The 18,253-nt window shown below is 69.6% G+C and carries 23 protein-coding genes; 11 read left to right on the forward strand and 12 right to left on the reverse strand.

What is annotated here, in order from left to right; translation table 11 throughout:
• The 5 genes from AC3RJ8_RS18190 to AC3RJ8_RS18210 all read left to right on the forward strand — a co-directional run bounded on the left by AC3RJ8_RS18190 (window position 1) and on the right by AC3RJ8_RS18210 (window position 3,955).
• On the forward strand, window positions 1–1,302 hold the full coding sequence (locus tag AC3RJ8_RS18190; RefSeq protein ID WP_489715689.1) for a M23 family metallopeptidase: 1,302 nt from the start codon (window positions 1–3) through the stop codon (window positions 1,300–1,302).
• Window positions 1,293–1,973, forward strand: a complete 681-nt coding sequence (locus AC3RJ8_RS18195) for a hypothetical protein (RefSeq protein WP_489715690.1) — start codon at window positions 1,293–1,295, stop codon at window positions 1,971–1,973. The genes AC3RJ8_RS18190 and AC3RJ8_RS18195 overlap by 10 nt, the downstream gene beginning before the upstream one ends.
• A 41-nt stretch (window positions 1,974–2,014) precedes the next feature.
• On the forward strand, window positions 2,015–2,341 hold the full coding sequence (locus tag AC3RJ8_RS18200) for a hypothetical protein (RefSeq protein WP_489715691.1): 327 nt from the start codon (window positions 2,015–2,017) through the stop codon (window positions 2,339–2,341).
• A 123-nt stretch (window positions 2,342–2,464) separates the two neighbouring features.
• Window positions 2,465–3,616 (forward strand): hypothetical protein, encoded by a 1,152-nt coding sequence (locus tag AC3RJ8_RS18205; RefSeq protein ID WP_489715692.1) that lies wholly within the window; start codon window positions 2,465–2,467, stop codon window positions 3,614–3,616.
• A gap of 60 nt (window positions 3,617–3,676) precedes the next feature.
• Window positions 3,677–3,955 carry a hypothetical protein gene (locus AC3RJ8_RS18210; protein ID WP_489715693.1) on the forward strand — a complete coding sequence of 93 codons (279 nt, stop codon included), beginning with the start codon at window positions 3,677–3,679 and terminating at the stop codon, window positions 3,953–3,955.
• A gap of 309 nt (window positions 3,956–4,264) precedes the next feature.
• Here the strand turns inward: AC3RJ8_RS18210 and AC3RJ8_RS18215 are convergent, their stop codons facing one another.
• Together AC3RJ8_RS18215 and AC3RJ8_RS18220 are read right to left on the reverse strand one after the other, a co-directional pair.
• Entirely contained in the window at window positions 4,265–4,534 is a 270-nt protein-coding gene (locus tag AC3RJ8_RS18215) for a hypothetical protein (RefSeq protein ID WP_489715694.1), read from the reverse strand.
• Window positions 4,535–4,649: 115 nt separating this feature from the next.
• Window positions 4,650–5,405 (reverse strand): hypothetical protein, encoded by a 756-nt coding sequence (locus AC3RJ8_RS18220; RefSeq protein WP_489715695.1) that lies wholly within the window; start codon window positions 5,403–5,405, stop codon window positions 4,650–4,652.
• 46 nt (window positions 5,406–5,451) lie between these two features.
• Here AC3RJ8_RS18220 and AC3RJ8_RS18225 point away from each other — a divergent pair, with 46 nt between their 5' ends.
• Window positions 5,452–5,775 carry a hypothetical protein gene (locus AC3RJ8_RS18225; protein ID WP_489715696.1) on the forward strand — a complete coding sequence of 108 codons (324 nt, stop codon included), beginning with the start codon at window positions 5,452–5,454 and terminating at the stop codon, window positions 5,773–5,775.
• A gap of 34 nt (window positions 5,776–5,809) precedes the next feature.
• On the opposite strand, the gene AC3RJ8_RS18230 is transcribed toward AC3RJ8_RS18225, so the two are convergent.
• Both AC3RJ8_RS18230 and AC3RJ8_RS18235 read right to left on the reverse strand, forming a co-directional pair.
• Window positions 5,810–6,487: a GNAT family N-acetyltransferase gene (locus tag AC3RJ8_RS18230; RefSeq protein WP_489715697.1), complete on the reverse strand. Its 678-nt coding sequence runs from the start codon at window positions 6,485–6,487 to the stop codon at window positions 5,810–5,812.
• Window positions 6,488–7,267: 780 nt separating this feature from the next.
• The gene (locus tag AC3RJ8_RS18235; RefSeq protein ID WP_489715698.1) at window positions 7,268–7,492 is read right to left on the reverse strand and encodes a hypothetical protein; all 225 of its coding nucleotides are present in this window, start codon (window positions 7,490–7,492) and stop codon (window positions 7,268–7,270) included.
• Window positions 7,493–9,116: 1,624 nt separating this feature from the next.
• Here AC3RJ8_RS18235 and AC3RJ8_RS18240 point away from each other — a divergent pair.
• From AC3RJ8_RS18240 to AC3RJ8_RS18250, 3 genes are all read left to right on the forward strand, one after another.
• Window positions 9,117–9,341 (forward strand): hypothetical protein, encoded by a 225-nt coding sequence (locus AC3RJ8_RS18240; protein ID WP_489715698.1) that lies wholly within the window; start codon window positions 9,117–9,119, stop codon window positions 9,339–9,341.
• A 210-nt stretch (window positions 9,342–9,551) separates the two neighbouring features.
• Window positions 9,552–9,788, forward strand: coding sequence for a hypothetical protein (locus AC3RJ8_RS18245; protein ID WP_489715699.1), 237 nt, complete (start codon window positions 9,552–9,554; stop codon window positions 9,786–9,788).
• 164 nt (window positions 9,789–9,952) lie between these two features.
• Window positions 9,953–10,501: a hypothetical protein gene (locus AC3RJ8_RS18250; protein ID WP_489715700.1), complete on the forward strand. Its 549-nt coding sequence runs from the start codon at window positions 9,953–9,955 to the stop codon at window positions 10,499–10,501.
• 255 nt (window positions 10,502–10,756) lie between these two features.
• On the opposite strand, the gene AC3RJ8_RS18255 is transcribed toward AC3RJ8_RS18250, so the two are convergent.
• From AC3RJ8_RS18255 to AC3RJ8_RS18270, 4 genes are all read right to left on the reverse strand, one after another.
• Complete coding sequence (locus AC3RJ8_RS18255; protein WP_489715701.1) at window positions 10,757–11,575, reverse strand: protein phosphatase 2C domain-containing protein; 819 nt, start codon at window positions 11,573–11,575, stop codon at window positions 10,757–10,759.
• Window positions 11,576–11,684: 109 nt separating this feature from the next.
• Complete coding sequence (locus tag AC3RJ8_RS18260) at window positions 11,685–12,446, reverse strand: metal-dependent hydrolase (protein WP_489715702.1); 762 nt, start codon at window positions 12,444–12,446, stop codon at window positions 11,685–11,687.
• Window positions 12,443–12,658 (reverse strand): hypothetical protein, encoded by a 216-nt coding sequence (locus tag AC3RJ8_RS18265; RefSeq protein ID WP_489715703.1) that lies wholly within the window; start codon window positions 12,656–12,658, stop codon window positions 12,443–12,445. Before AC3RJ8_RS18265 ends, AC3RJ8_RS18260 begins: the two co-directional genes overlap by 4 nt.
• 79 nt (window positions 12,659–12,737) lie before the next feature.
• Window positions 12,738–13,697 (reverse strand): hypothetical protein, encoded by a 960-nt coding sequence (locus tag AC3RJ8_RS18270; RefSeq protein WP_489715704.1) that lies wholly within the window; start codon window positions 13,695–13,697, stop codon window positions 12,738–12,740.
• Window positions 13,698–13,943: 246 nt separating this feature from the next.
• Between AC3RJ8_RS18270 and AC3RJ8_RS18275 the strand changes: the two genes are divergently transcribed.
• The gene (locus AC3RJ8_RS18275; protein WP_489715705.1) at window positions 13,944–14,339 is read left to right on the forward strand and encodes a hypothetical protein; all 396 of its coding nucleotides are present in this window, start codon (window positions 13,944–13,946) and stop codon (window positions 14,337–14,339) included.
• Window positions 14,340–14,490: 151 nt separating this feature from the next.
• On the opposite strand, the gene AC3RJ8_RS18280 is transcribed toward AC3RJ8_RS18275, so the two are convergent.
• Window positions 14,491–14,880, reverse strand: coding sequence for a hypothetical protein (locus tag AC3RJ8_RS18280; protein ID WP_489715706.1), 390 nt, complete (start codon window positions 14,878–14,880; stop codon window positions 14,491–14,493).
• A gap of 147 nt (window positions 14,881–15,027) precedes the next feature.
• Window positions 15,028–15,213 carry a hypothetical protein gene (locus tag AC3RJ8_RS18285; RefSeq protein WP_489715707.1) on the reverse strand — a complete coding sequence of 62 codons (186 nt, stop codon included), beginning with the start codon at window positions 15,211–15,213 and terminating at the stop codon, window positions 15,028–15,030.
• 1,009 nt (window positions 15,214–16,222) lie between these two features.
• Here AC3RJ8_RS18285 and AC3RJ8_RS18290 point away from each other — a divergent pair.
• Window positions 16,223–16,453: a hypothetical protein gene (locus tag AC3RJ8_RS18290; RefSeq protein ID WP_489715708.1), complete on the forward strand. Its 231-nt coding sequence runs from the start codon at window positions 16,223–16,225 to the stop codon at window positions 16,451–16,453.
• 5 nt (window positions 16,454–16,458) lie between these two features.
• Here AC3RJ8_RS18290 and AC3RJ8_RS18295 read toward each other — a convergent pair whose 3' ends face one another.
• Both AC3RJ8_RS18295 and AC3RJ8_RS18300 read right to left on the reverse strand, forming a co-directional pair.
• The gene (locus AC3RJ8_RS18295; RefSeq protein WP_489715709.1) at window positions 16,459–17,133 is read right to left on the reverse strand and encodes an HAD family hydrolase; all 675 of its coding nucleotides are present in this window, start codon (window positions 17,131–17,133) and stop codon (window positions 16,459–16,461) included.
• Window positions 17,130–17,978: a GntR family transcriptional regulator gene (locus AC3RJ8_RS18300; protein WP_489715710.1), complete on the reverse strand. Its 849-nt coding sequence runs from the start codon at window positions 17,976–17,978 to the stop codon at window positions 17,130–17,132. Before AC3RJ8_RS18300 ends, AC3RJ8_RS18295 begins: the two co-directional genes overlap by 4 nt.
• Window positions 17,979–18,253: the final 275 nt, after the last annotated feature.

Genomic DNA, 18,253 nt, shown 5'->3' on the forward strand with positions numbered 1-18,253 from the left:
GTGGAAGCTGCTCTCGCCCTGGCCAGCGCCTGGTTCAAGACCCGCGTCGCCGGTTGGCTGCAACGCAACTGGCCCAAGCTCGCGGCCGCCTTCGGGCTCGTCCTGCTGGCCTGTGCAGTCTTCCTCGGCGGCGCCGTGACGTTGCTCGCGGGCAACTCCGACCAGGCTGATGCCGCCACAGCATGCACCAGCCTGGGCTACGAAGTGGACCAGGCTGAGTACCAGCCGCCCGCCGTCGACCAGTCGCCCACCATCCCCAACGGGGGCGACGTGGCCGGGTTCGGGCCGGGCGAGGAAGAGCAGATCGGCAACGCCCAGGCGATCGTCGCGGCAGGCAAGGCCGCCGGCGTCGGGAAGAAGGGCATGGTGGTGGCGATCGCCACGGCACTCCAGGAGTCCGGACTGCGCAACGTCGACTACGGCGACCGAGACTCGCTGGGCCTGTTCCAGCAACGGCCCTCGCAGGGATGGGGCTCCGCAGAGCAGGTGCGTGACCCTGCGTTCTCGGCGCGGGCGTTCTTCGGCGGCAAGCAGTCGCCGCACTACTCGAAGAAGGCCGGTCGCGCCGAGCCCCCAGGGCTGCAGGAGATCGCCGGTTGGCAGGACATGCCGGTGACGGTCGCGGCGCAGAAGGTACAGCGGTCGGCGTTCCCCGACGCCTACGCCAAGCACGAAGAGCGAGCAACGGTCATCGTCAACGCGATGGCCGACGGGACGCCGGCCGGACCCACAACCCCCAGCGAGGAGACTTCCGACCAGGCAGCGCTCACCACCGCGGCAGACTTCCGCACCGCGGGCATCGACATCGACGGCTTCTGCGAGAACAACTTCGAGCTCGCAGCGATCTCCGACGGAGGCGGGCTGGACCCAGGTCAGATCATCGCCGAAGGCGAGTGGACCGCACCCATGCAAGCGCCGGTCACCTCACCGTTCGGCAACCGGCTGCACCCCGTCTACGGCGAGTACCGCCTCCACGCCGGCACCGACTTCGGCGCCGCGGTCGGCACCCCGATCGCTTCACCCACTGCAGGCGTGGTCGAAGAGGTCACCTGGACCTCCGGCGGGGGACTGGTCGTCCAAGTCGCGCACGCCGGGGGTATCTCCACCCGACACCTGCACCTGTCCGAAGTGCTGGTGAAGCCCGGCCAGGAAGTCGACGGCGGCGAGACCATCGCACTGTCGGGCGACACCGGTGTCGGCACCGGGGCGCACTACCACTTCGAGGTCCACGTCAACGGCGAGCCCGTCGACCCCGAAGGCTTCATGACCCAGCAGGGGGTCAACCTGCGAGCATGGACATGATGAACGCCGACGGCGCCGAGTTCTTCTCGTACCCCGACATCACGTGGCAGGCCGACCACCCGCCGGTGCTCTACCCGGTCCCCGCGCGCTACGCCCGCGACCTCGCCGTCGGCGACGAGCTCACCATCGGCATGCCCGGCCGATACTTCGTCCACGGACAGGTGCTCGTGCGCGACGACCGCGAGACGATCACCCTTCCGCGCGAGACGGAGCCACGCGAGGCCCTGGGAATCTCCGCACCGCTGCACTGGTGGATGGCCAAGGCCTACCCCGAGACCGGCATCACCATGCAGTGGTGGCCCGTCGACTACTCGTGGATCTACCGCGACGGGATCAACCCCGACGGCACCGGGACAACCACCCCGCCCGACGGCGCCACTCCCCGCTCCTGGCTCGACGAGATCAACCCAAGCCTCGACGAGCCGGCAGCACGCCGCCCACGACCTGCTCGCGAGGCCGGAGGACTCACCGGCCGACCCGTCCGGGTACAGCACGCCCCCGGACAGTGGTCGTGGCGGGTCGCCGTCAGCGAGCCCGTCGACGTCGACGGAGACATCAGCGTCCAAGTGCTGGCCCCCTCGGTCTGGTGGATCACACAGGTCACCTACTACGGCGAGGTTCAGGACCAGCTCGAGACCTTGCCCATCCACCGACTCTTCGTCTACACGTAACTAGCAGTTTGCTAGCATGTAGGTAACAACGAAAGGACGTCATGGCTGAGAACAGCAGCAACCCCAGCGACCTCGAAGAGATCCTCTACTTCGCCATGGCCGCCGTCGGCCTCGTCGCCCTCAAGCAGCTCTGGACCACCAAGATCCGGCCCTGGGTCGAATCCACCTGGGGCGAGATCGAAGCCGGCCAGGTCGCAGACATCCCCGCCGTTGGCCCGATCGACCAGGCCGACCTCATCGGCGTCGGAATCCTCCTGATCCCCCTCCTCGTCCTCCTCATCCTCGCCGTCACCTGGGCCCGGCGCCGCAAGAGCACCAAGGCCAACAGCGCCAAGGCGACAGTCGCCGGAGGGCAGCAACCAGGCTGACGCCCCCCGCAGCCCCGGCGCCCGCGGCCCCCACGTGCTTGCCCTTCGCGCGTGGGGGCTCTTTCATGTCTCGGGGGACATACCGCCCCGACCAGAAGAGCTCGAGGGAAGAGGGAGCGCTGCATGTGCCGTACCGGTGGGCGGCGCTGCCCTGGGCATGACCACCCGGCAGCCCGCGAGGCGCACAACCGCCGACGGCGGGAGAACCGCAAGATCAAGGCTGGCGTCGTCGCCTGGGCGCGCGCCGAGGGGATCGAGGCAGACGAGGTGCGGCGCCTCGAAGCGGCTGGCCCCAAGGCCGTCAAGGACTGGGCGAAGGCCAAGGGCGTGGACCCGAAGCAGTTCCTCACCGACGACGCACCCGCCGCCGGGCGCCCGCCGGCCGACCAGATGAATGCGTCAGCAGGTCCGGCGCAGGCTGTGATCGCTGCAGTACGGGCGGCCGGCGGCGGCGCACCTGGAGAGGGCCAGCTCCCAGCTAGAGCTGCAGGTGGCGGTATGTCCCCGGCCCCCGCCGATGGGGGGCCGGCTTGGGCTTCGGAGCGATGGGCGACGCCTGGCCTCGTCAACCAGATCCAGGCCGTCGAGACCCGACAGGGAGACGAGCGCGACGAGAAGTCGATGCTCAGCGGGCGACCTACCCGCCAGAAGTCCGCCCACGGGGGCACGAACGAGACGCAGCGTGTCGAGCTCGACAATGGCATGGCGGGGTACCACAAGCCCTTCAACGGGCTCAACGACGCACTCGCCGCCGGGTTCGGCCAGAAGGAATCCCAGCAGCCAGTCCACGAAGCCGCGGCGTGGCAGCTCGCCAAGCGGATGGGGCCCCCGTGGAACGAGCTGGTGCCGCCCTGCGTGATCCGCGAGGTCAACGGCCGCCTCGGCAGCTTCGCGCTGGAGCGGCCAGGGAAGCCGATGCACAAGGACTACAAGACGGTCCCCGAGTGGAAGTCCGCCGCGTTCTTCGACGCCTTGATCGGGCAACAGGACCGCCACCCCGGGAACTACCTCGTTGCCGGCGACCGCATCGCACTGATCGACCACGGCTACGCATTCGCCCGCCCCGGCGACTACTGCAACTACTCCTGGATCCAGCGAGGCCGCTCCGGGACCAAGCTCAAGGGCGAGGAGCGCCGAGTGTTGCGCGACCTCCTCGCCTCCGATGACCTGTTCGGCCTCGAGAAGATGCTGGAGCCCGACCGGGCCGAAGCCATACGAAACCGCGCCAGGATGATGCTCGAGTTCGATTCCGTGCCGTCGGCAGGCTTCTACTGACAAATACAGGGTGAACCTGTAAACTAGATCGACTACGCGACTCGAAAGGAGGCGGCCGCCATGATCGAGCTCGAACTCCGCAACGTGCCCGAGGGAGGCCACGACTACGTCACCGTCGCACGCCTCACCGTCCACGACGACGATCGCACCGAGACCTGGGACCCCGACGACCTCATCCCCACCGAGCTGGACGTCCTCGTCGTCGACGACACCACCCCACGCCGCATCAGCTACCAGGACGACCCAGCCACCTGGGCCCGCAACCTCCACTCGGTCCTCCGAACCGGCTACCTCGTCCCCGTCGTCACCCGCGACGACGCACAGCCAGCCACCCCCTGAGCTCATGACCGACGGTACGTCCCCCCACCCCGAGCTCACCCGCGACGACGCCGCAACGCTCGCAGGCGTCCGGCCCGACACCTGGTCCGCCTACGTCACCCGCGGCCAAGCACCCGCACCCCACCGCCACATCGGCCGCACCCCCCTCTGGCGACGCGACGACGTCACCGAATGGACCCGCACCCGACCAGGCCGCGGGCGCTCGCGGCGGTCCGACAGCACCTCCAGCGACGGGTAGCCGAGGGGGCAACACGAAGAGGGCCGGACGAAGCACAGTGCTTCGTCCGGCCCTCTTCGTGAGGCGGGGGGTCAGGCGGCAGCGAACTCGCCTCGGTGCGCGAGCCCTGCGTGGTTGACGTACAGATCGCCCATGACCCACCGGCGGGCCATGGGGGGCAGGTCCCCATCGGTGAAGTCGTGGTCGACGGTGCAGGTGCGCGGGTCTCGGCGGTCCATCTCGTCGAGAACGTCGGCCAGCTCCTCTCCGAAGCGCTCGGAGATCTCCTGGGCGGCCATGATCGACTCGTCGAACCCCATCTCCTGGAGGTCGAGCGCCTGGATCGCGTGGTCAGCAAGCATCTGCACTGGTCATCACTCCCTCGTCTGGGCCACCCGAAGGTGGTATCTAGTTGCTAGCAACCTCACTATGGCACACGTGGTAGCAATGCGCTAGCAGGGTGCTGCCGCGTTGCTATCAAGCGTTCATTGCGGCGCGCAGGGGGGTGAGCTCTCGGCGAGGAGCGAGCGGCCGCGCCGTTCCTCGCCGCGCTGGGCGGAGGGGGCCCGCCGCGGACTCCGGGAGCGTCAGCGTCCATGTGTCGGCAACGCCGCGAGTCTGGCGATGCACCTCGATCGTGCAGCGCCGCAGGTAGCCGGCGCCGTCTTCGGTGCCGGACCAGCGGGGCGTGGCGCCCAGCCGCAGGCGCGCGTGTTCCCACTCGCTGGTGGCCACGAGCCCACACCCTCGATCGCGCGCCCGGGCAAGGAGGCGGCGACGGTCCGACGGTGAGAGACCGGCGTCGGGCCCTACGGCGATGTAGCGCATCCCGTCGATGAGCGCTGCGATGGCCTCAGCGGCCTGGCCTCGGACGTCTGGCACCACAACGAGTCGCGAGAGCGCCAGCCCTGAGTCAGCCGCGGCCGCCAGTCCGAGGCTCGGCATCCCCGCGACCGCGACCCAGTCCGCGGACCCCTGCGACGCGGCGAGCAGTGCCAGAAGCAGGCTTGAGGAGCCGGCGACGACCGCGGCCGCGCCGACGGGCAGGCGCCCGCCGTCGAGCAGGGAGGCGAGCGGCAATGCCGGCACCTCGCCCCAGGAAGCCTCTGGCGGCCCGCTGACAGCCTCGATGCGCGAGCCCGGCCCTTGGCGCGCCCGAACGCCCGTGCGCAGCTCAGCGGCCGCCAGGGCGGCCCGAGCGGCGTTGAGTGGGTCGAGGGCAGTCGTCGGCACCGTCCCAGTGTCGAACATTTGTTCTAACTCGGGCTACCGTAGAGAGGTGACGGGAGAGGGACGGCGCGCGGAGCCGGCGACGTGGACGCGCGTCGACGGCACCCATTTCTGGCCGGCGCCCAAGCCCTTGAACGCCGTCCCCGTGCCGCAGTCCGTGCCGGTGCGCCCTCAGGGGCACTACGCCGTGATCGTGCGCATGCGGTGGCCCAGCGGTGAGGAGCTGGTGCCCGGTGCTGCGATCCGCTGGACCGGCAGATCCGTGATGGTGACCGTCAAGCCGCCGAACGGACCGAGCAACGCCACCGAGCTGGTGTGCTGGCTCAGCGCGGACGACGTCTACCGCACGGTCCCTCGTCGCCCGCGCCACTGAGATCTGGCGAGGACAGCGCCAGAGCGCTGCTCCCCTACTGAGGATGCGCCCTGCAGTCGATCAGGCGGGGTCGCGGGTTCAGGAGGCGCGCCATCCATCGGGCCTGGCCGCCCTCGATCGGCAGCACTACACCTTGGCGGGTGTCTTCGAGTGCTCGAAATGCGATGGCGCAATCTTGGTCGAGCACGGACAACGGCGTGCGGCGGTAGAAATCGAACACGGGTGGGCCGCCGGATGCCACGCCCCACAGCACGTCACGCCCGAGCTCGTGAGCATGGTCCACGACCTGGTGGACCATGGCAGTGCCCAGCCCCACACGGCGCATGTCGGGACGCACAGCCATGTCGTGGAGCATCCAGGATCCGTGGCGCATCGCCTTCACCAGCGAGGGGGAGCTTCCGTGGAGCGCGCCCTGGTCGGCCTCCATCCACGGAGGCCCTGAGAAGGACGCCGCGACGATCCCGTGCCGGTCGAATGCCGCCAGCAGGAGGTCGTCGGCACCCTCGCGGCCCTGCCGGAAGTCGGCCCACACCGGAACCCTGGTCGGATCGCTGATGTGCTCAGCGAAGAACGTGTCGACCAGCCGGCGCCCATCGGGATCGACGATCGCGCGGATTGCTGGTCGTCGCGCTGAGCGCCCCCACCATTTCCGTCTCACAGAGATTCTCCCCACTCCCGACTCGGTCACGACGGCGCCCATGGAAACCGACACGCAGTTGTGCTGAGTCCAGACGGAAGCACTTCCCTGACTGTGAGCCCGGAGATACAGCGTGCCAACAAGTGAGTGAAGCAAGGCGGATCAAGGGGAATCCCGGGTACACGACGGTTGTCGTACGCCGAAGCCGGACGTAAAGTAGAACCCTGAGGCCGGAGGTGCAACTCCGAGCCCCAGGGCTCCACGGCTGCTCAGAAGAACAGCTGAACGGCCAGCCTGTAGAGGTTGACGAGGGTCGAGACGCCGCCAGCGAGCAGGGAGAGCTTCCCGCGGCGCTCGGCCCTTCGTCTTTCCGGGCAAGCCTTGTCGTGGCAATGATGCGCCACCTTGCATCACCTCCGATCCCGTCCTGGTTGGACGAATCAGGTGCCCTGCTCCACTTCCCAAGCCAGGTGCCGGAGGTGCTGCACCCATACTACTGATCGCACCGAAGAAATAGGGCTGGCCACGTTGTGTCGTGGTCGACCACCGTGCTGCTATGGCCGCCTGAACCGCGGTATTCCGCGGTTCCATACTGGTCCGGAGGGTCTTCACGGATGTAGTGCACGCCGCACGTGGGGGTGTTCTCTGCACCGGACGCGGGCTCGCGACGGAGGTCGCGGCGCGTTCTTGAAGCCAAGGACTTTGTCCGCCCCGAGCGCTCATACCCGGTCCTTTCGACGGGCTGTTCGTGCTCTGGCCTGTCTCGGTAGGGCTGAGGATCGCTGGGGCAGTAGGAAGGGGCCCCGGTGAGCTGGTGTGCTCGGGGGCCCCTTGGGGTGGTGCGGGGGTGTGGGGTCAGCGCTTGGCGTGGGGTGCGGCGGCGTGGTTCCAGGCGAGGAGCATGCCGTGGCGGTGGTGGTCGGTGGTGGTGGTGCGGTGTTCGCGCAGGTGCTCGACGGCGAGGGCGAGGTGGTCGAGGGCGCCGTCGGTCTCGTGGTGGTCGGTGGCGTCGAGCCAGGCTTCGGCGGCGGCGATGACGCGTTGTTCGGGGGTGGAGGTCCGGGTGTTGGTGGTGGGCATGGTGGGTGTCCTCCCGGGGCGTGTGCTGGCTAGGTGGTAGCACCATGCTAGCAGAGTGGTAGTAGGGCCAATCGGGAGGCAGGTTGGTAGCGGGTGGGTAGCAACTTTGTTGCGTGGGGTACTAGTTCGTTGTTTTGGGGTGGTATGCCCGGTGTGGGGGATAGGTGGTAGCCATGTGCTGGCTTGGTGCTGTCTGCCTGTTGTCTCTGTGGTAGCGGGGTGGTAGGTGGGTTGAGCTGCGAGCGCGGGGGTGGGGGGACATACCGTCTGGCTCGAGGTGGCCGGCTGCAGCTTGAGCTTGTCGAGATCGTCGAGCTGGGGGTGGTGGTCGTCCCTGGCTGGGGCCGGCTGCGCCACCGCGAGGCCCGGGGCCTCGCGGGGCGACGGGTGGCCGAGGGTTGGTGGCGGTCGTGTGAGCCGCTGTGAGGGGCGCTGACGTCGTGGCCCCTCCCTGGGGCCCTCGGGGAGCCCGCAGCCCGTCAGCGCGCCGCACAACAGCCCTACCCGGGGTCATCCAGGCCGCCTTTCCCCCACCCACAGCGCCACCCATGACGCCCACCACCCCGCCACCCCCCTCCCAGACCCCGCGAAGCCCCCACGAGCGCTCCAGGAGCCTGCCCACCCACCAGCACCCACCACCTGGTCAGACCGCAGGGGATGGCGCGTCAGCGCCCGGCCCCGAGGACCCGTAAGACGGCAGACCAACCGCCCCTCGCGCCGCCAGGCGCGACGGGGCACCCCCCACGGCGGCGCGCCAGCGCCGCAGGGGTCGCGCCAGCGACCCCGTTGGACCGGCGCGTCAGCGCCGGGCTAGCCCGGCGCTGACGCGCCGGTCCAACGGGGTCGCTGGCGCGACCCCTGCGGCGCTGGCGCGCCGCCGTGGGGGGTGCCCCGTCGCGCCTGGCGGCGCGAGGGGCGGTTGGTCTGCCGTCTTACGGGTCCTCGGGGCCGGGCGCTGACGCGCCATCCCCTGCGGTCTGACCAGGTGGTGGGTGCTGGTGGGTGGGCAGGCTCCTGGAGCGCTCGTGGGGGCTTCGCGGGGTCTGGGAGGGGGGTGGCGGGGTGGTGGGCGTCATGGGTGGCGCTGTGGGTGGGGGAAAGGCGGCCTGGATGACCCCGGGTAGGGCTGTTGTGCGGCGCGCTGACGGGCTGCGGGCTCCCCGAGGGCCCCAGGGAGGGGCCACGACGTCAGCGCCCCTCACAGCGGCTCACACGACCGCCACCAACCCTCGGCCACCCGTCGCCCCGCGAGGCCCCGGGCCTCGCGGTGGCGCAGCCGGCCCCAGCCAGGGACGACCACCACCCCCAGCTCGACGATCTCGACAAGCTCAAGCTGCAGCCGGCCACCTCGAGCCAGACGGTATGTCCCCCCACCCCCGCGCTCGCAGCTCAACCCACCTACCACCCCGCTACCACAGAGACAACAGGCAGACAGCACCAAGCCAGCACATGGCTACCACCTATCCCCCACACCGGGCATACCACCCCAAAACAACGAACTAGTACCCCACGCAACAAAGTTGCTACCCACCCGCTACCAACCTGCCTCCCGATTGGCCCTACTACCACTCTGCTAGCATGGTGCTACCACCTAGCCAGCACACGCCCCGGGAGGACACCCACCATGCCCACCACCAACACCCGGACCTCCACCCCCGAACAACGCGTCATCGCCGCCGCCGAAGCCTGGCTCGACGCCACCGACCACCACGAGACCGACGGCGCCCTCGACCACCTCGCCCTCGCCGTCGAGCACCTGCGCGAACACCGCACCACCACCACCGACCACCACCGCCACGGCATGCTCCTCGCCTGGAACCACGCCGCCGCACCCCACGCCAAGCGCTGACCCCACACCCCCGCACCACCCCAAGGGGCCCCCGAGCACACCAGCTCACCGGGGCCCCTTCCTACTGCCCCAGCGAGGCCAGTGACCGGACATCTGGACCCCCGGCAGGTCCGCTGGGAGCGCTGTACACCCCTTATCAGAGCAGTTGATGCGTCGCGGCTAGATGGCTTGTAGCATGTTGCTATCACGTTACTAGCAGAGGAGTAAGCCATGTCGGGTCTGGACCAGCTTCGCGCGGAGGTCATCGCGCTGTCGGACGCTCAGATCGTGGACGTTCTGTCGGCACTCGAGGGGCAGGAGCAGCGCTCGAAGCACGAGCGTCTCCTGTACGCCGTCGCCGGCGCGGTGCTGTGTCGTCGGCTGAATCTCGATGCCGAGGTCGTGAGCAGGTCGGCGCTCGGAGTGTCCGAGCACCTGCGCTTGGTGCTTGAACTCCAGAGAGCCTGACCCACCGAGCTGTCGAGTGGGCCTACGGCGAGGCCCACTCAACAGCGCGGTGGAGTTCTACGGGGCGCGTAGCGCCGTCTGAGGCGATCGGGACGGCTTTTCGGCCCCCCAACCGGGGGAGCGCCCGTCCCCTGGTGTCAGCAAGGGCTTCTAGCCTGGTGCACGTGGACAACAAGCAGCGAGCGCCGCGGCGAGGGCAGGTCTTCGTCGACGAGAGCAAGAGGGCCGACTACCTCCTGGTGGCGGCTGTCGTTGTCCCGAGCGAGACGGCCGCGGCGCGGCGGGTGGTTCGGAGCTTGAGGAGGCCGGGCGCGCACCGGCTGCACATGGTCAAGGAGAACGACTCGCTGAAGCGCCAGATCTTGTCGTCGTTCGAGGCGCTGGACGTGTCCATCACCCTGTACAGGGCAGGTAGGACGTTCCGCACCGAGCGGGAGCGTCGGGAGGCGTGCCTGCGCCGGCTCGTGCAGGACATCGCCGCAGCCGATCACAGCCGGCTATTGCTGGAGCGTGACGAGAGCCTGGTCAAGAGCGACCGGCAGGTGATCCAGCGCGAGCACAGGCGGCTCGGGTGTTCGTTCAGCTACGACCACGGCGTCGCCGCTCAGGAGCCGTTGCTGTGCATCCCTGATGCTGTGGCGTGGGCCTGGGGCCGAGGCGGCGATTTCCGGCGGCGTGCCGAACTGCTCGTCACCAACGTCGTCCGGCTGTAGTAGAACGCTCGACTGCTGACAAGCACCAACATCGTTGGGCCGAGGAACGAACGCCTTCTGAAAAGCGCGAGACCCGAGCGCCACAACCGTCCGGAAGGGTCTCGGGTCCACTTCCCACCGCTACTGCGGTGGGCTGGTTCTAGCGTAACGCGCTCCCGCTGAGCCAGGCAATGGCTACGGGGGTTGCTCGCGCCACTCGTCGAGCTGGGCCGCCGTCGCGGTGGTATGTCCCCACCCGGCCCTCCGTGTCGAGCTTCAGCGTAGGTCCCAGCTCACGAGGGTGAAGTCGTCGTGGGTCTTCTCCGCGATGTGGGCCAGGTGCTGGGCTTGGGCCAGTTCGCTGGCCCGCACGGCTTCGTAGATCGCGTTGTGGTGGCCGTCGAGAGCCAGCGTCAGCAGTTCGGGCACCTCGTGGCAGCCGAGCAGGTCGACCCCTCGCGTTGCTCCGTCCGTGGCCAGAACCACGCCGACGACCTCGTCGAGGTCGTAGGAGCTCACCAGAGCCTCGTCGGCGGCGCTGAGGTCGTGGCTGCACACCCAGAACCCGTTGGGCTGGTTCCTGGCGCGGCCAGCCGCCTCGTCACGCACCTTGCGCACCTCCGGCCCTGACAGGCCATCCCTGAGGGCTTGGTTCATGGGGCCATCGAGGACCTTCTGCAGCCGGTCATCGCTCGTGTAGACATCAACGTCGACGGCGCGCACTAGGACAGCCGCGTCCCCGAGCACGAGGGTTTCGAGCTGGTCGTCGCGCACACGCCAGGCGGCGATCGTGCCGGACGGGGAGCCGGCCGCGAGATCGCAGGTGGAGGAGTGCAGTGCCGCGACTGTGCCGAGGGCGTCCGCGAGCGCCGTGCGCATGTCCTTGTCGTGGTCGCTGAGGTGGTGGACGGCGGCGTGGGCGAGCAGGTCGGCGAACCAGTCGACGGTGTGGTGGCATCCGGCGCGCCACTCGCGGGGGAGTCCAGCGCCGTCGACGACGACGGCGATCGGGGCGTTGGCGGCGACGACGGCGCGGTCCTCGTTGGGGCGGTCGGTGGGTCCTAGGTGTGACGTGACGAGCGCGTTGGTGGCCATGTTTGGACCGTATGAGCGCTGTCCAGCACGCCGGCGGATCTCGAGGGCCGGCAGCTCGGCGGTATGTCCCCCCGCCGCGGCGCTCGCGGCGTCGGGGGCTCGTCGCGGTTCAGCCCACGATGATCGTCGTCAACACCCACAGGGCGCCGAGCGCGGTGTAGGCCGAGATGGCGAGCGCGAGGAGCCATTCGCGCACGGATCCGGTGTTGCCCAGCACGGGGACGGCGAGGTAGCCGTTGGGTCGCCACATCCGCGCGAGCAGGGGAGCGCGGGTGAGGAGCTGTTGGGACGGGCGGGGTGTCAGCGGCCACAGCAGCGGCACGCCGCCGGTGGTGAGGATGTCCCCGGCGATGTGGACCACGTACCCGAGGCCGACGGCGAGGGGGAGCCAGGCGATGCTGTGCGGCGCGGCTTCCGCGACGAAGGCGCCGGCCACGAGCGCGCAGATCCAGGCGGTGAGCGTGCCGCGGGTCAGGCGCAGCGCGCGGGCGGCGAGCGCGAAGAGGACGATGGCCACCGCGCCGGCGCCGACGGCGAGGTCGCCGGCAGACGTCGGGGCCGTGATGAGGTGCAGCGCCCACGCGAGGGCGGTCGCTGCGAGCGCTGCGAGCAGGGAGTGGGTCGCGTGCCGGTGTCCGCCGGAGACGGCACCCACCCCCGCGCAGATCCAGCCGGAGATCGGGGGCAGGGAGCGTGCGATCGAGGCCCGGTGGTGGTCGGCGTCGGGCAGCAGGGCGGCCCCTGCGCACACGAGGCCGCCCGCGGCGACTTGCGTTGGTCCCATGGGGTACCAGCCGAGCATGAGCGGGCCGGTGCCTGTGATCGCTATCCAGGTGGCGGCGCCGCAGACTGCGTGGTGGGCGCCCATCATGGGCGGCCACCGGCGGGGTTGGCTCGCCGCAGAGCTCCAAGGATCAGCAGGCGGGCCGCGGGCCAGGTGTCGAGGTCCACAGTGCCTGCCTGGTCCATCTCCAGCAGATCGGCCGCGAGCGCCAGGATGGTGGGGCCGAGGTCGGCGGGGTCGGTGGGCTGGTCGGCGGCCGCGGCCCGGCGCAGGGCCGCGATGTTCTCGGTGGCTGTCATGGCGGTTCCTCTCGGTGGACGTGGAAGGGCCCTGGACCGCCCGTGGTGGTCAGGTGCGGCCCAGGGCCCGGTTCATGGGTCAGGCGGACTGGCCCGCGCCAGCCAGGGCTGGCTCGTCCTGGCGGTTGAGCGTCACGCCGTAGCGGCGCAGCACGCGGTTGACCGTGGAGCGCGAGCACGGCACGAGGGCGGCCAGCTCGCGCTCGGAGGACACCTGGCCGCTGCGGGCCAGGTCGAGGATTCGCTGGTCGCGCTCGGCGCGGTCCAGGTCGGTCTCGTTGGGGTCGTCCTGCTCCTCCTGCTCGTCCTCGTCGTCGTCCTCGGTGTGGTCATGCGGCTCGACGGCCTGGCTCACTGGCTCGGGGTCACGGGCCACCGTCTCAAGGCCGGGCCGCGGGGAGTCCTCGATCTGCGCTCGGGAGTCCTCGGCCTCGAACTCGTTGGGGGACATACCGTCGCTGGCCACCTCGGCCTGGTCCACCACGACGGCGGGCCGCCGGTGGTTCGTGGGCACCGGGGCGAGCAGGTGCGACAGGGCGGCACCCATACCCATCACTGCGACTGGCACGCACGCGACCACGACGACGACTTGCCACGGTGCCCGCTCGATGCCGGCGGCTGACAGCAGGTGGTAGGCAACCTGCCCGCTGGCTCCGATGATGAGCGAGAAGACCACGGAGATCCCGGCGAACTTGCGCGCCTTCGGCCGGATGTTGCGGTGCGTGAGCAGCACCCCGAGCGCGAAGGCGGCGTAGACCTCCATGCCCAGCGGCAGGGTGATCGCCAGGTCGACGTAGAGGTCAGCGATCCCCGGCAGCAGGTTCACCGGCCCGAAGCCCGCCATCCGGCCCAGGTCGACCCAGCCACCCCAGATCGCCACGAAGGCGCCGGCGGCGAGCAGGACGACGGGCCAGCGCGGGTACCTGTCGTAGCCGTCGGCGCTCGCGGTCTCGTCGGTGTTGGCCCACGGCGTCAGCTTGGCCCACCAGCGGTCCGCGGGCTGGCCCGCGGTGGCCGGGGAAGTGGTGGTGTCAGGCATCGATCCTCCAGAGTCAGGCGGCTAGATATCGAATTGCTGACAGCATGCTAGCAGGTTGCTCCCATATCGCCAGCATGAGCCATGCTGCCTGCCCCCAGGTGAGCCTGGATTGCTGGTTCGTGAGCCACGATCCGAGCCCTGGCCTGGCTCATGGGCCAGCCGTCTCCGATCACGGGTCGCGAGCCGGGCGGGTGATTCCTGGTCCAGCCGGTACCGCGTGGTCCACACCGCTGAGACGATGGCGCCATGCGGGCCAAGCAGGCCACGGCCGCCGTCGTCGTCGCGGCCCTCACCGGGGGCTGCAGCATTCGCGGTGCGGTCACCGAGCCGTCGGTAGCGACAACTGCTGCCGAGGTCTCGGAGATCTGTGCAGCGTCCGAGCCGCTGTGGAGCGAGACTGTCCAGATCCGCAACGGCGCGCTGCGGGTGACGCTCCCGTTCGAGACCTACGAGACCGGGACGGCACCGGATCTGTGCATCCTGCCCGCCACCGGCTACCCCAGCGAGGACGAGTTGCTGGCCGCGATCGAGGCGCACCCGTGGGCCTCGGGGGAGCCGTTCGTCGACACATGGGACGGCTGGCATCTGAGCGTCGAGCTGACCGAGGACGCGATCATCGAGACCTTCACGCCTACCCCCTGACTGCCACCCCGCGCGCACCCTCCTCGCGACCCCACATGCTTGACACGATGGGTAGGCTGGCCGCGCAGCGGCGACGAAGGAGCAAGCGGACGCGGCCACCTCCCCTCCTGTCGGCGCCTGCAGGGCCTCTCACACCCCCTCCGTCACCGAGTCACGCTGAGCGCGGGACACGCGGATGAGAGGGCGTCGGCAGCACCTCCACGAGCGCGAGCTCGATCGTCACCACCGGGTCACCATCACTGCTGTGCCCGATGCTGACCTCCAGCTCGACGACGCCGGCCACCCCCAGCTCGACGCCGAAGCGCGCGCGGCTTCCGGTCGCTGTGCGTGCTGTGGAAGCGGCCCGTGACAGCACGGTGGCGAGGGTGTCGGCGTCCGCTCCGGCTACCCCCCAGGCGCCCTCGTCGACGGCGACCGGCAGCTCAAACCCGTAGTTGCGCGCCACGGGGGTCACGTCGCGAAGCCCATCGGCCGCGAGCGCCTCGGCACGAGCTATCGGGTGGGCATGGCTCAGGCAGTGCAGGGCAGTCTGTTCGGTCATGGTGTCCTCACTGGCAGGTGGTTGGCGACGCGCTAGCAGGCTGGTACCTGCTCCTCGTCGTGGCTCAGTCCGTGGCTCACGATCAGGCTCGTGAGCCACGGGCGCGGCGATGCGCGGACCGCGCTCGGGCCGGGGAGTGCTGGTGGTTCAGCCCTTGTGCGCGCGGACGATCTCACGCAGTGCAGCGGCCACCTCGACGCTCTGGCGACCGTGGCTCACGCTGGCCCAGGCCTCTCCCCAGACGTGGGCCGCCCACTTGCGGGCCAGCTCGAGGTCGGTTGCCGCGGAGAGCACGGTCCCGTCGTCCATCTTCATCACCAGTTGCAGGTGCATGGCTCAGCCCCCGGTCGAGTGCTAGCAGGTTGCTACCAGTTTACTAACAACTAGGGGTTGTGCAAGCATCTCCACCCCGCGGCTCCGGCTCAGGCCTCGTGCCGGCCCACCTCAAGAGCGGCGGCATGTCCCCACGTCGGCGCTCGCAGCTCGGTCGCGGTGACCAGCCCGCCTGGCGCATCACCACAGCGGTACGCGCCGGATCGTGCAGCGTGGGCCGCGCCGCACAGCTCATCCCTCGATTCGTGAGGGCCGGGCCAAGCACCTGGACAAGCCTCTCCCGCGGCTCCTGGGCCGTTCTGGCGCGTCGTGACGGGGTGAGTGGGGGTAGGAGCGGCCGCGAGCCGTTCGGCGCTTCCTGAGCCCGGCTCTGGTCCAGAGCCCACGTCGCGGTGGCTCGCCGCTCGGGTACGTACCGATTCTGCGCCTCGCTGATGCTCGAGCTGAGGACCGGAGGTCCAGGCTCGAGGAAGTGCAACGACAGAAGACCGCGGAGATGAGTTGGGGTCCTTGCGCGCGGAGCGCGACGCACCCGACCCCTGGGTTGTCCACGGATCCACAGGTCCCGGCCCGACGACTACGGGAGAGTTTTCTACAGGAGAATAGACATACAGGGGCACCCCGAGTTCTGGGCTCTGACCTGCGCATATGCATGGGGGGGCGCCCCTAAATGACCATGGCTGTGCGCCCCTAGATGACCATGGACAACTGTGCCCGCGAGCGCCCGTAGGGCCGCTGCTGACCTGCGACGACGCCCCGAGCGCCCCTAAATGACCACAGGCTGACCTGCGACGACGCCCCGAGCGCCCCTAAATGACCACAGGCTGACCTGCGACGACGCCCTATCCCGAGCAGGGGCGCCCCTAGATGACCATGGACAACCAGCGCTGTCCACAGGCCTACAACCGGCTGGCAACGTGCTAGCGCCACGCCAACAGGCCACCTCATGAGCAACCCCGACAGGTTCACGCACAATGGTGGTCAGGACCCAGAGGAGGTGAGGGCGCACGTGACCACCACGACGAACGCACCCACGGTCGCCACGTTCTCGATCAGGGCCGCCGAAGTGACCGACGCGCTCTCTCGCGCCGAGGCAGCCTTCGACGACGCCAAGCGCAGCCGCGCCACGCTCATGGCCGACATGCGTCGAGCCGGCCACACCTGGAGCCAGATCGGCTCAGTGCTCGGCGTGAGCCAACAGCGAGCCAACAAGCTGGGCCAGGCCTACGGCATCCACTGAGCCGATCAGTGCGTCAGGTCCACCATCGACGTCACGAGGAAGTCCGCGCCCGCCTCCTGTAGCTCGAGACCGCGCCGCTCATGCTTGGCAAACCCGATTGCCCGCACGCCCGCGGCATGGGCCACGACGACGTCGGACACCGAGTCGCCGACCAGAACCGCCGACGCCGGCTCGACGCCCGCGGCTGCGAGCGCCTGCTGCACCAGGTGCGGGTGAGGCTTCATCAGCTTGGGCTGGTTCAGCGGACGGCCCAGCACTTCCCGGACCAGATCATCCAGCCCGTGGGCCGCAAGGAACACGTCGATGGCGCTCGCGGCGTTGTTCGAGACGACTACGACCGGCACGCTGGCGCGGCGGCAGGCGTGGAGTAGTTGGTCGGCCCCGGGGGTCAGCGAGGTGATGCGCGCGGATGCGATCTCGGCGCCAACGCAGGCCGTCTCGACATCCTCGACGGCAGCAGGCGAATGGTCGCCGGCCCACCGGAGTACGGCCAGGTGGTCGCTCGTGCTCGCCACTGGCTCAGGTGGAACGGCACCGTGCGCCGCGAGCGCCGCTCGAGCCTGGTCCGCTACCTGGCGGTTCACGGGCGCGGGCATCAGCGCGGTCACGGGTCCGTCGAAGTCGAGCAGGACCGCGGAGACCTCGTCGAAGTAGGGGGAGCGCAGGTCGGGCGTGTTCATGTCGTGAGCCGAGGGGTCGCGACGCTGGTCCAGACGCTGTTGAACCAAGCCAGCGTCTGGGCCACGAACAGGCTCGCCTCTGAGCCGGGGTCCTCGTCGGTCGTGTGCTGGAACAGCAGCGCGTCCTTGCCCAGCGAGTCGAGGATCGTCACGCGCTCGTCGCCCAAACGGACCTCGTGGGCCTGGACCGGGTAGTACCCGAAGAACACGTCGGTGGCGTTGAGGATGTAGGCCTTGAATGTTGGTGCTGAACCGTGCATGCGCGTCTCGACGGACGCGGAGGGCACGAGGCCGAGGTCTTCGAGCTCTTCGACGGTGGCGGTGATCGAGTCCAGGTGGCGTCCGCTGATCTTGGCCATGCGGGCACGAGCCTGAGCCGAGACAGCTTCGTCGCGGTCGACGGCGACGGGCAGGGCCAGGGGCCGGCTCATGTCCGAGACCAGGATGCGGATCTGGATGGACTGCGGGGTCAGCCGGCCAGTGCGGATCTTGTCCAGAGGCTCGGTGAGGGCGCCCGCGAGCGTCTCGGCGCTGTAGCCCACGAAGTCGATCCGCACGTTTGGTTCCTCGAAGGCCTGCTCGATGTGCGGACGCAGCCCCACGGGGCGCGCCGTCTTCTCACGGACGAAGACGCCGGCACCCTGGCGCGAGACGATCAGGCCCTCGTCGCGCAGGACGCGGAGCGCCTGCTGGACGGTGGCACGGGCGATGCCGAAGTCCGAGCTCAGACGCTCCTGGCCGGGGAGCCGATCGCCGGGCGCGTACTCGCCGGTGAGGATCGCGGCGCGCAACGCGGCGGCCGCCTGCTGGTAGGGCGGCCGGGAGTCGTCCGGGTCGAGGCGCATGCTCTCGAGCGTAGCAACTTGGCCAACCAAGATGCCCAGAGTCGCCCTAGTGCTCTTGACATGGCTAGGGAAGCCATCCATGCTCGGGGGTACCGACACATGGCTAGCCACGCTAGCTCGCAAGGAATGGAGGTCAGGCCCACGCCGACACGCCGGACACAACCCCTCGTTGTTCCAGCGGTGTCACAGGGATAGCGTCGCATCAGCCAAAAGAGAGGGCCGCCCCTTGGCCTGGAAAACCGGGGCGACCCTCGCTGCATAGGAAAGAGACTCGC

This window comes from Isoptericola sp. MSGPD8_1_ISO-PGPR-S23-394 (assembly GCF_058072785.1).

Excerpts from the sequence above, each read along its gene's own strand:
- AC3RJ8_RS18195 (WP_489715690.1), top strand. The coding sequence starts at position 1,293 with ATGGACATGATGAACGCCGACGGCGCCGAGTTCTTCTCGTACCCCGAC.
- AC3RJ8_RS18200 (WP_489715691.1), top strand. The coding sequence starts at position 2,015 with ATGGCTGAGAACAGCAGCAACCCCAGCGACCTCGAAGAGATCCTCTAC.
- AC3RJ8_RS18205 (WP_489715692.1), top strand. The coding sequence starts at position 2,465 with ATGTGCCGTACCGGTGGGCGGCGCTGCCCTGGGCATGACCACCCGGCA.
- AC3RJ8_RS18210 (WP_489715693.1), top strand. The coding sequence starts at position 3,677 with ATGATCGAGCTCGAACTCCGCAACGTGCCCGAGGGAGGCCACGACTAC.
- AC3RJ8_RS18215 (WP_489715694.1), bottom strand. The coding sequence starts at position 4,534 with ATGCTTGCTGACCACGCGATCCAGGCGCTCGACCTCCAGGAGATGGGG.
- AC3RJ8_RS18235 (WP_489715698.1), bottom strand. The coding sequence starts at position 7,492 with ATGCCCACCACCAACACCCGGACCTCCACCCCCGAACAACGCGTCATC.
- AC3RJ8_RS18240 (WP_489715698.1), top strand. The coding sequence starts at position 9,117 with ATGCCCACCACCAACACCCGGACCTCCACCCCCGAACAACGCGTCATC.
- AC3RJ8_RS18245 (WP_489715699.1), top strand. The coding sequence starts at position 9,552 with ATGTCGGGTCTGGACCAGCTTCGCGCGGAGGTCATCGCGCTGTCGGAC.
- AC3RJ8_RS18255 (WP_489715701.1), bottom strand. The coding sequence starts at position 11,575 with ATGGCCACCAACGCGCTCGTCACGTCACACCTAGGACCCACCGACCGC.
- AC3RJ8_RS18260 (WP_489715702.1), bottom strand. The coding sequence starts at position 12,446 with ATGATGGGCGCCCACCACGCAGTCTGCGGCGCCGCCACCTGGATAGCG.
- AC3RJ8_RS18265 (WP_489715703.1), bottom strand. The coding sequence starts at position 12,658 with ATGACAGCCACCGAGAACATCGCGGCCCTGCGCCGGGCCGCGGCCGCC.
- AC3RJ8_RS18270 (WP_489715704.1), bottom strand. The coding sequence starts at position 13,697 with ATGCCTGACACCACCACTTCCCCGGCCACCGCGGGCCAGCCCGCGGAC.
- AC3RJ8_RS18275 (WP_489715705.1), top strand. The coding sequence starts at position 13,944 with ATGCGGGCCAAGCAGGCCACGGCCGCCGTCGTCGTCGCGGCCCTCACC.
- AC3RJ8_RS18280 (WP_489715706.1), bottom strand. The coding sequence starts at position 14,880 with ATGACCGAACAGACTGCCCTGCACTGCCTGAGCCATGCCCACCCGATA.
- AC3RJ8_RS18285 (WP_489715707.1), bottom strand. The coding sequence starts at position 15,213 with ATGCACCTGCAACTGGTGATGAAGATGGACGACGGGACCGTGCTCTCC.
- AC3RJ8_RS18295 (WP_489715709.1), bottom strand. The coding sequence starts at position 17,133 with ATGAACACGCCCGACCTGCGCTCCCCCTACTTCGACGAGGTCTCCGCG.
- AC3RJ8_RS18300 (WP_489715710.1), bottom strand. The coding sequence starts at position 17,978 with ATGCGCCTCGACCCGGACGACTCCCGGCCGCCCTACCAGCAGGCGGCC.